The organism is Enterobacter sp. 342 (assembly GCF_036663495.1).
Taxonomy (GTDB): domain Bacteria; phylum Pseudomonadota; class Gammaproteobacteria; order Enterobacterales; family Enterobacteriaceae; genus Enterobacter.
On the sequence record NZ_JAWUEI010000058.1, the window covers coordinates 1 to 9844 of the forward strand.

A 9844-nucleotide genomic window follows, 5' to 3' on the forward strand; every position below is an offset into this window, starting at 1 on the left:
GAACGGTCTGCGTTGTCGGGAAGATGCGTGATCTGATCCTTCAACTCAGCAAAAGTTCGATTTATTCAACAAAGCCCGTGTTGTTATCAACTGAGGGGCTTGCAATGAGAACAGATTTGTTTGTACTCATGTACATCGCGTTTTTCAGTTCAGTGGCCCACGCCGACTGTAATCCTCGTAAAGTAGCCCGCCATGCAGCTATGCAGGCCACCGTTGGCGTGTAGCCCATTGCATGAAAAACAGCCCCAAAGATGCCGTCACCAGCGTGATTCTCCCTGATAAATCAATATTCATGGTTGAGCCTTTTTATAAGATCGAGCATTAAGCGTAGCAGGAAGAGGATACGTTTCTTTTACGCATCAATAAATTCGATGGCGATATCGAAATTATCCGTTAGAGCACAGGATAAAATTACTCTAATAATATTAGTGCTAACAAGATAAGAACATTTATCCGATGTTAATGCAGTAAATATCTTTACGATTTTTCTGAAAAAGTGCGCTTGCGGGATAGCTTAAACAGATAAAGATCTCATTGATATAACAGCGCACATGAGGCTGTGTATCGACATCCGGAGTCAATGATAAAAGTAAAAATAAGCATACGGAGATTTTAAATGTTTATCCGACCACTGAAATTAACTCAGCACGTCGATGTACAGGGCCCGGAAAATGCGACGACAGTGATTCTTCTTCACTCGTTAGGAACGGATATGCATCTTTGGGATCTGCAAATGCCGCGATTAACCGAGCGTTATCGAGTAGTCCGCCTGGACATTCGCGGTCATGGGCTAAGTGCGGTCGACGCGTTACCTTTTTCAATGAAAGATCTTGCCGATGACGTTATTGCTGTCGTCGATCATCTGAAAATCAATAAATTCTATGTCGTAGGTGTTTCAATTGGTGGCACGATAGCACAATGGATTGGCTTCAAATTACCACAACGCGTACAGGGGATGGTGATTATTGATACTTCGCTGGTGAATGCCGCTCCGCCATCGCTATGGCGCGCAAGGGCGGAGGATGTTTTCCAGCATGGTCTTGAGCATCTTGAGAGAGGAATTATCAGTAATTGGGTCACGCCGCAATTTATCGACTCGCCTGAAGCTGATGGCCTGAGGAAAATGCTGCGCAATACAACGGTCGAAGCTTTCTCGGGGTGTTCTTTAGCTATTGCCGATACTGATTTGACGAATATGAATATCCCCGGCGTCAGCGCGGTTATAGTCAGAGGAGCGGAAGATAAGCTGACCCCGCAAGACTACGCGCAACGTCTGGCGCAAAAGCGTAATGCCGAATTACATGTTATCCCCGGTGCTTCACATTTACCTAATTTAGAAAAACCGGATGCGCTTACCGAGGAGATCATTACATTTATTGAGAAAGCGCAAACACACTAATGAATCAATGCCCCGATAAGGGGCCAATCAGCGCGGCTAATGAGCAAATGCAGCGGCAGGCGGTAATTTCTGTCGCCAGAATGGAGTAAATGATATGAATCGTCGGTTATTTATTGGCGGTTGCCTGGGATTATGTGCGGGCGCCGTCGCGCTGCCTGCCGCATTAAAATGGCTAGGTTCTGCAGATGATACTATTGAGATGGAGTTGAATAGTGGCATCGTCACGATAAAGTTATTTTCTGATATTGCCCCTAATCACGTGGCGCGGATTAAGACACTGGTACAGTCTAAATTTTATGATGGTATACCTTTTTCTCGGGTTATTGATGGGTTTATGGCGCAAACTGGTGAGCCGCTACAAAATACGCGATTTGCTCCCCGCCTAATGCCAAAACTGGCTGCGGAGATTAATGATCTGCCGTTTGAACGCGGCACTATTGGTATGGCCAGATCGCGAAATCCGCACAGTGCTTGCCATCAATTTTTTATCACCTCAACCCGTGCTCGATATTTAGATCAAAACTATACCGTCTTTGGCCAAGTCACCAAAGGAATGGAATGGGTGGATAAACTCCACCGTGGCGATGCCGAGTTGGGCACGGTGATTAATCCAGATGTGATTAAACGCATGCGTCTGGTGACCACCCATACCGTGTAGTTCCACGTTGCTAAAATACCTATCGCAGGAGTAGTTTCTAAATGCCCAGCATTACTGTATCTACATCAGCAAAATATCGGTTGGATTCCGCCGCCTTTGCTGAATTTTCGACTGCCCTGGCAAATCTAGCCAAAGAGATACTGCAGGCTAAAGACAATAATATCCACATTACTTATCTCACTGCTGACATCGGTTATGGTACGCCGGTTTATGTCGAGGCAAAACTCAGACAAGAAATATTTCGTAGCGAACCGGTGATGAATGAATTTTTACATCAGGTTGATTTGTTAATTAAAGAAAGGATCGGCGTTGTGGCGAGAATTCGCTGTTTTACTTATCAAGTCAACAATATTTTCGCTAAAAATTAAAGGATAAAATATGAATGAAAAATTGCCTATGAAGGACCTTGGGGATGTCTTAGTGACTGCGGTTAGCGATGGCTACTTGCAGGTTGACTTCGGGCTACTGGCAAATGTAGATGAAGCGGAGTGCAGGGCCATTCAGCAAAAAGCCTGTCCTGAGGAACCAAATTCAGTTCATATCAATACCTTTTTAGTGCAACAGCAGGGGAAGAATATCCTCATTGATAGCGGTGCTGGTGGCATTAAAGGTTGGGGGGGCGGTTTAGTTAATAATTTAGCTAAACTGGGCTTGCAACCAGATGATATTGATGCCGTTCTACTCACTCATGCTCATCCCGATCATATTGGTGGCCTGGTCAATGCTCAGGCAGAAGCTATATTTCCTCGCGCGGAGCTATTCATCAGCCGTGATGAATATGATTATCTGCAAGACGATAACCAGTTTGCGACGGTCAGCGATCGCGTTAAAGGTAATTTCCTGTTGGCGCGCAGCGTTTTTAAACAGTATCAAGATCGGCTTCAGCTAATTGATGACGGTGAAGTGCTTACCAACATACGTGCTATTCCCTTGAAAGGCCATACTCCGGGACATACCGGCTATAGCATTGTCGGCAGTCATAACAGTCTATTGATTTGGGGGGATATTGTGCATTTCCCACATATTCAGCTTTTAAAACCGGAAGTCACTATCGCCTTTGATTATGATCCACAGTTGGCAGCGGAGACTCGAGTGCGCATCCTTGAGATGGCCTGTTCCGATCATATTCTTGTTGGCGGTATGCATTTTGGTCAGCAAGGTTTTGGTTATATTAAAAAGCTTAATTCAGGATATAGTATTATTGCCGATAAGTAATAGACATTAATCCGAGTCGATACTGCTTTGCCGTTATTAATTTTTATACCAGTAATCATATTTCTATTTCAGAATAACTTGGCGATATAAAAACACCATCTGTGGAGGAGTGTAATGAGTGCTGTAATAACAAAAAAAATGAGTAGTGATGAGCTTTACGGTGAAGCACATCCCGCGCCTGGGATGCAATCAATAGCGGCAGGAGTATTTTCAGTGCGGCCTAAGCTTCCTTCCATCACCGGAAGCAGGTTTTGGGCTGCTGTTTTAGTTTTTTTATTTCATGCATCATTGCCCAGCGATCTCGCCCCATTCGCCAATCCGACGATTCAACATATCTATACCGTTATTGTCGGTAAAGCTGGTTGGCTGGGAGTGTCATATTTCTTTATTTTGAGCGGGTTTATCATGGTATGGTCCGCGAAAGATACAGATACCGTTGGTGATTTTTATCTGCGGCGTTTTGCTAAAATTTATCCAACGCATTTCCTGACATGGCTGGTTGCATTTTTAATTGGTGCAGTCAGTATTTATCAATATAAAGTATGGTCGACCAATCTGCTGTTGGTGAATACCTGGTTTAACGATGTACATTACTTTTTTGTCGGTAACCGCCCGAGTTGGTCTTTGTGCATCGAAGCGATGTTTTATCTCTCTTTTCCATTCCTTTACCGGATCATGAAGACGATCCCGGCAAAGCATGATTTACTGGCCCTGTTGTTGATCACCATGGCATCGTTAGCAGTACAAGTAGCGATCTATCTGTGGGCTGAACCGAATAAAATGATGGGAGCATTCCCTATTTCTCAACACCATTTCTGGATTTCGTATATTTTCCCTCCGGCGCGTATTTTTGAGTTTCTGGCCGGTATGTTTGCTGCACGACTGCTCATCAATGGACGGGCAATTATTTTGTCGAAAACGGCATCACTTGCATTACTGGTGGTAACGTATATTGCTTCTATGTATATTTCATACCAATTCAGTATGAGTGTCGTATTTATCATTCCTGTTTGCTTGTTAATTACCTCTTTTGCCGGCGATGACTTGAAAACCAGAAGCACTGCATTGAATTCGCCAACCTCGGTTTGGTTAGGAGAGATTTCTTATGCATTCTATATGGTTCATTTTTTAGTACTGTTTTATTTTTTGAATTTAACGGCAGGAAGAAAATTTGATTTAGCTGAAGGGATTGGGCTCATCGCTGTTGCACTGGTTCTGTCAATTGCTTTTGCCGCTTTTTTATACAAATACTTCGAAGTACCAATGATGAAAACGATCCTGGCAAAGTTTCGGGAAAGAAGGTTGGTCAGCCTGCGCGAACCCTCGTGATGAAAGATTGAATATTCAGCATTTCTGGTGGGAGGCATGCGTCAATGAGATGCACTCCCACGCTTTACTGCTTAATCAGTATGAAAGCTGCAGCTTTCTACGAGATTTTCCTTGAATGACAACATATCCCCACTAATCACCTTTACCGATCGTCTTCAATAGGTTGGTGTATTTTATAATATGGTGCGAGCATAATTCTTGCAGTCCATATGAGTTAGTTAATAACCAATATCGCGCAGCCGAGGATCCTGGAACACAGAGGTTATCATACCGGTGAATTTGGTGATATCCAGATAGGCACAGTCTGTTCGGTACACCAACTCTATTTTGAAGTCATTGAACTGCCCGGAGAGCTGATGAATCTTAATCTTGCTCTTAACTTCACTACTAATAGAACAGCGCAACACCAACGATACCCCTTTACCCGCGGCAATGCTTGAGAACAGCACTGGATAAGATCCGCATTCAACGACACGTTTTGGCGTGATATTGCATTCATTGAACAGCACATTGAAGTTGCGCGTAGAAGTTGCACATTTTTTGCTACTGAGCAAAAAGACTTCGCCATCCAGACTGGAGATATCAGTAATGGGAGGTTGATTTTTCTCGGTGATAATTACCAGCTCGCTTGAGAGCAATATGGAACGTGCATGTTGCGTATTGGAAAACCCGGCGCCAATAATTACCGCATCAAATTCGTTTTTATCAAAGGCGCTGAGTAAACTAATTGTGTTGCCGATTGATATGTCGATGTTCCAGCCCAACTCCTGGCCTAAATCAATCAAGGAACTAATAATATAGGGGGGTAAACATTCAATTATTCCAACTCTTATCGTCAACTGACTGCTTTTAGAGTAGGAAATGTTATTTTTGCAATCGTCCGCCAGGTTCAGAATTTTGAGTGCATACTCATAAAGTATCTGGCCTTGCGCTGTGGGGGTGCATCCTTCGGTTTTCCTGTCTAACAGGGTGACATCCAGGTTGTCCTCGAGACTTCGTATTCGGTGGGAAATGCTTGATTGCACTCGATTCAGGCGCTCTGCGGCTTGGGTTATATTCCCTGTCTCCACCACCGTCACGAACGCAAGAAGTTCACTTAGCTTCATTTGAGACCCCATGCTAAAAGTTAGTTTAATGTTTCAATCATATTTATAATTTGTAACGTTTGTTTTGTCATCATGTTTCTAATTGCCAGTGTTGGTAGTGCTGGCCAGAGAGCGTCACAGCGAAGGTGTTCGTCATCAATAAGCTTATTCGTATATCAATTCGCATGCCCTGAATCTCCATTGCAATGAGCCATGCTCTGCTGAATATCATTAAGGTATCAATCTTTTCGATGAATACCTCGATTTTATTCGCTGGTTTTTTATTGCCACGCCAATTACGATTTCATCAGTAAGGCAAATTATCTATTTTATAATCAATTGGTTACATAGCTACTTGTATTCGGTTATCTCGCTTTTCTGGCCTTTATTACTCGTATTGATGAAACCTTCTTTTCGTTTATGGGATAAAACATGGCGCACGCTGAGTTTGATAAAATAATGATCGATCTGGTTGATTATGCCTACGAGCAAACAGCCTTTAATAATGAGACGCTCCGGATGGCGCGTTTTTGTCTGCTGGATTCAATAGGCTGCGCGATAGCCGCCTCTACAGATGCCGACTGTTCCAGACTCATGCACAGCGCGCAATTCAGTCGCAACCCTCAGGGGGTCCCGGTGATGGGGACACCATTGCGGTTAGGGCCAATCGAAGCGGCTTTTCAAATTGGTTCGATGATCCGCTGGCTTGAGTTTAACGATACCTGGCTGGCGCAAGAGTGGGGACATCCGTCCGATAACCTTGGGGCAATCCTGGCCGCTGCCGCGTGGCGGAGCCTCTCCGATAGCGCCCAGCCAGAGGTGAGTATGGCGGCGGTCTTGAACACAATGGTCAGGGCGTATGAAATTCATGGCGTACTGTGCCTGTCGAACTGTTTTAATGCGCTAGGTATTGATCATGTCGTGCTGGTCAAGGTGGCTTCGGCGATTGCAGCCGCACAAATCATGGGATTATCGAAGGATCAGGCGCTGAGTGCGCTTTCCAACGTAATAATTGATGGCCATGCGCTCAGAACTTACCGTCATGCACCTAATGCGGGCACCCGTAAATCATGGGCTGCCGGCGATGCCACCGCTCGTGGCCTGCAATTTGCGCTGTTTGCCCAGGCCGATGAGATGGGGTATCCGACGGCGTTAACGACTAAACGCTGGGGATTTGATGATGCGGTGCTACACGGTCAGTCATTCAACCTGACGCGAGATCTCTCAGACTTCGTCATCAATAATATTTTGTTTAAAGTTCCCAATCCTGCTGAATATCATGCTCAGACCGCGGTAGAGGCGGCAATTAACCTGCGTGAAAAAATACTTGCTTCCGGTTATTCACCTGAATCAATCGAATATGTTCGCGTGGAAACGACGCGTCCGGCGATTCAAATTATTGATAAATCAGGTGTGCTGAATAACTCAGCCGATCGCGATCACTGCCTGCAATATATGGTAGCGGTAGGGCTACAAACTGGAAATCTGACGATTAGGGATTTCCATGAGCCATTGGCCTGCGATCCGCAACTGGAAGCTTTACGCCACAAAATTACCTGCACTGAACGTCCTTCGTTTACCGAAAGCTACTACGACTCGGAAAAACGCGCAATCCCGAATGCGCTGTACATTAAATGTCGTGGAATGACTGAGGAGATTGCCGAGCTTATTGAATATCCGCTGGGCCACGTCCATCGCCGTGAGGAATGTTTTGACGCACTGCTAACCAAATTCCATCTGAATCTGTCCGACAGCCCGCTACGCGATCGGGCGGACAGACTGGCCGATATCCTGACCTCTGACTCGGCGTTTGACACTATGTCTGTTAATGAGTTCCTGAAACTTTTTTCCTGGCATTAATCCATTTCTGAATCATTGACATAAATTTATAACGCTAAAGGTGAATGAAGTGAAAAAGGCAATACTGGTTGGCTGTGGTGCAGAAATTGGCGCAAACCTGTTGATTCAAAACGATCCGCAGAATGATGGTTTCGTGGTGCAGACCGTAGTGACGAATCCGCCTGCTACTGATAAACACTATCCGGAGTTACGTCCGATTGATGGCATTGTGGCGCGTCTGGCGATGGCGCAACCTGGCATCCAATCCCGGGTCGAGATAATCAATGATGATACGCTGCAAATTGACGGTCGTGAAATTCATTTCTTCTTTGGCGATTTAGCCAAAGTCTGCCCACCCGTAGACGGGCGCTTTGATATCGGTTTTATTGCCACCAGCAAACAGGATATGGATCAGAACAGTCCTGTGGCTCGCAATATGCAGGAGCTGGCCAATGTAGTACTGGGCGTCGCTGAGGCCGATAGCCTAAAAAGTATCTATGGCTGCCTTGGCGATCTGACGAGTGACGATATCAGTACGATTCAGCGTAAGGTAGTAAGTTCTGGTATGTACTGTCTGGGTTCCTGCCAGACCAACGGGATGCATGCTTCATTACGTGTTGTGGTTGAGGCACTAAATGCTATCCATGGCAACGCTTCGCAAATTGTTTCGGTTGAAACCGATATTGTGCATCCAGATACGCCGAATGGCGTGCTTGGCACTCGCTCGTTTGAAGGCCGTATGCAGGATGCCCGCGACAATCTGCGTCCCAGCTTCTCGCAAATTGCCATGAGCCAGAAAAAAGTTATGCCGTGGGCGCCGTTGGTGAATACGGTGTCGCTTCGCGCGCCAGTTCATGCGCCTGGTTATCAGATTAACCGCTTTATCGTGGAAGACAACGGCGCTTTAACGACAGGTTTAATTGAAGCTGCCATTGAGCGCGTGAACAAGCTGCATCCTCATGTGGTGATGGCCTCGCGGTCGCCCCTCGGGGGACGCGCTTATGCCTATGAGCGCCGCTGTTCGACAATTCTCTCTGACGCCAGCCATTTACTCATTCTTCGACCCGCATATTTGGCGAAGCAGAATCTGAGCGAAGTGATTATCCAGTCCTTTGTTAACAATTCGGTGGGGTATACCGCAGTTGTTCGCGCCGTTGCGCGCAATATTGCCCGAGGGCTACCGGTGGCGACCTTTCAGGAGATTGAAAAATGACACGTTCCCATACCGTTGATTTTTTAAATTCTGGTTTTGTGGTGAAAACCGCCATGTCCCCTGATTTTAATAGCAAGCTAAAGGCCGAGGTTGAGCAAATAGGCGCGTTACATGCTCTTTACCCGGAACTGATGGTGCCGGTTTTACACGAGGGGTTAGCCGCCGGACGTCAGTTTTATGTTCTGGAAAAGAAAGCCTCACTTCCGCTATCGGCTATCGTGCTTGATGAACAAAGAACGCTCGCGGCGCGGCGCAAAATCGTTCTGAATGCCCTGGAGAACATCCAAACCGCGATTGGACTGGAGATAGAAAACCAACCTGCACAGGTCAGCGATATGCCAGCCAGGTTGCAGGAGGAGTGGGAAGCTACGCGATTTGCGCACGATCTGTTTGATAAACCGGTTTTACTGAATGGCGTCCGTTTTAGCATTACCGCCAGAGAGGTTATCGAAAAAGCAATCGAGATGGCGCGCGGTGAAGCATTCCGAACAGTTGAAAAGGCTCATTTCAATTTTCATTTTGGCAACGTGCTTTATGACGAAGAACGTTCATTGACTCACTTCATCGATCCTGATTTTTCCGTCAGTGGCCTCGATCCCCTTTTCGGCTTTTCGCGCTTTGCTTTTTCGTTCTGGCATGAACTGGCAGCCGAGGTTGAAGACGCAGTGAAAATGGTACCGATGTCAGACGCGCTCATGTTTGTTCTGGCGAAACAGGATTACGGCAATATTCTCAGCGAAATTCCGGAAATTGGCGGCATTTCCGGACTGCTGCCGCTAATGGGCGAAAATATGCGTCATCGCTTTTATGTCCTCACCGCTTACTGCTTCCTCAGGAGCATCCGTATTAACGGCAGCAAGCAGCCGTGGAAAACGCCGCGCTCTCCGGTTATCGCTCGGCCTGAGGAGGTACTGATGCTTGGGATGTTGACCTATCTCGAAGGGGCGAGCGTCGCGAGCGAAAGTCTGCGCGCGTAATTTCATTCTAATAAAGGACCTGCGGATATGTCGTTGGTAAGTAGTAGTACTCCGCGAATTCAACTTCGAAGTGCGACACTCGCCTATGCCGCCTGACGGTACTCTTCGAATACCTTGACAGGCTGCCTG

The 9844-nt window shown here is 46.2% G+C and carries 9 protein-coding genes and 1 pseudogene; 9 read left to right on the top strand and 1 reads right to left on the bottom strand.

Features of this window, described 5'->3' with window-relative positions:
- The 6 genes and pseudogenes from V6E55_RS24050 to V6E55_RS24075 form a co-directional block, all read left to right on the top strand.
- A pseudogene (locus V6E55_RS24050) lies at positions 1–224 on the top strand (hypothetical protein); the annotation flags it as partial.
- Between the two features lie 392 nt (positions 225–616).
- A complete protein-coding gene (locus V6E55_RS24055; protein ID WP_316944040.1) occupies positions 617–1399 on the top strand; it encodes an alpha/beta fold hydrolase in 783 nt (260 codons plus the stop codon).
- Positions 1400–1493: 94 nt separating this feature from the next.
- The gene (locus V6E55_RS24060) at positions 1494–2057 is read left to right on the top strand and encodes a peptidylprolyl isomerase (RefSeq protein WP_316944041.1); all 564 of its coding nucleotides are present in this window, start codon (positions 1494–1496) and stop codon (positions 2055–2057) included.
- Positions 2058–2098: 41 nt separating this feature from the next.
- Complete coding sequence (locus V6E55_RS24065) at positions 2099–2425, top strand: hypothetical protein (protein WP_316944042.1); 327 nt, start codon at positions 2099–2101, stop codon at positions 2423–2425.
- Positions 2426–2435: 10 nt separating this feature from the next.
- A complete protein-coding gene (locus V6E55_RS24070) occupies positions 2436–3272 on the top strand; it encodes an MBL fold metallo-hydrolase (RefSeq protein WP_316944043.1) in 837 nt (278 codons plus the stop codon).
- Positions 3273–3386: 114 nt separating this feature from the next.
- A complete protein-coding gene (locus V6E55_RS24075; RefSeq protein ID WP_316944044.1) occupies positions 3387–4601 on the top strand; it encodes an acyltransferase family protein in 1215 nt (404 codons plus the stop codon).
- A 218-nt stretch (positions 4602–4819) separates the two neighbouring features.
- Here V6E55_RS24075 and V6E55_RS24080 read toward each other — a convergent pair whose 3' ends face one another.
- The gene (locus V6E55_RS24080; protein ID WP_316944045.1) at positions 4820–5707 is read right to left on the bottom strand and encodes a LysR family transcriptional regulator; all 888 of its coding nucleotides are present in this window, start codon (positions 5705–5707) and stop codon (positions 4820–4822) included.
- A 411-nt stretch (positions 5708–6118) separates the two neighbouring features.
- Between V6E55_RS24080 and V6E55_RS24085 the strand changes: the two genes are divergently transcribed.
- From V6E55_RS24085 to V6E55_RS24095, 3 genes are read left to right on the top strand one after another with little or no spacing between them, the layout of a single operon-like run.
- Positions 6119–7546: a bifunctional 2-methylcitrate dehydratase/aconitate hydratase gene (locus V6E55_RS24085; protein WP_316944046.1), complete on the top strand. Its 1428-nt coding sequence runs from the start codon at positions 6119–6121 to the stop codon at positions 7544–7546.
- Positions 7547–7595: 49 nt separating this feature from the next.
- Positions 7596–8738: a hypothetical protein gene (locus V6E55_RS24090; protein ID WP_316944047.1), complete on the top strand. Its 1143-nt coding sequence runs from the start codon at positions 7596–7598 to the stop codon at positions 8736–8738.
- On the top strand, positions 8735–9715 hold the full coding sequence (locus tag V6E55_RS24095) for a hypothetical protein (RefSeq protein ID WP_316944048.1): 981 nt from the start codon (positions 8735–8737) through the stop codon (positions 9713–9715). Before V6E55_RS24090 ends, V6E55_RS24095 begins: the two co-directional genes overlap by 4 nt.
- The last annotated feature ends 129 nt before the right edge of the window (positions 9716–9844 follow it).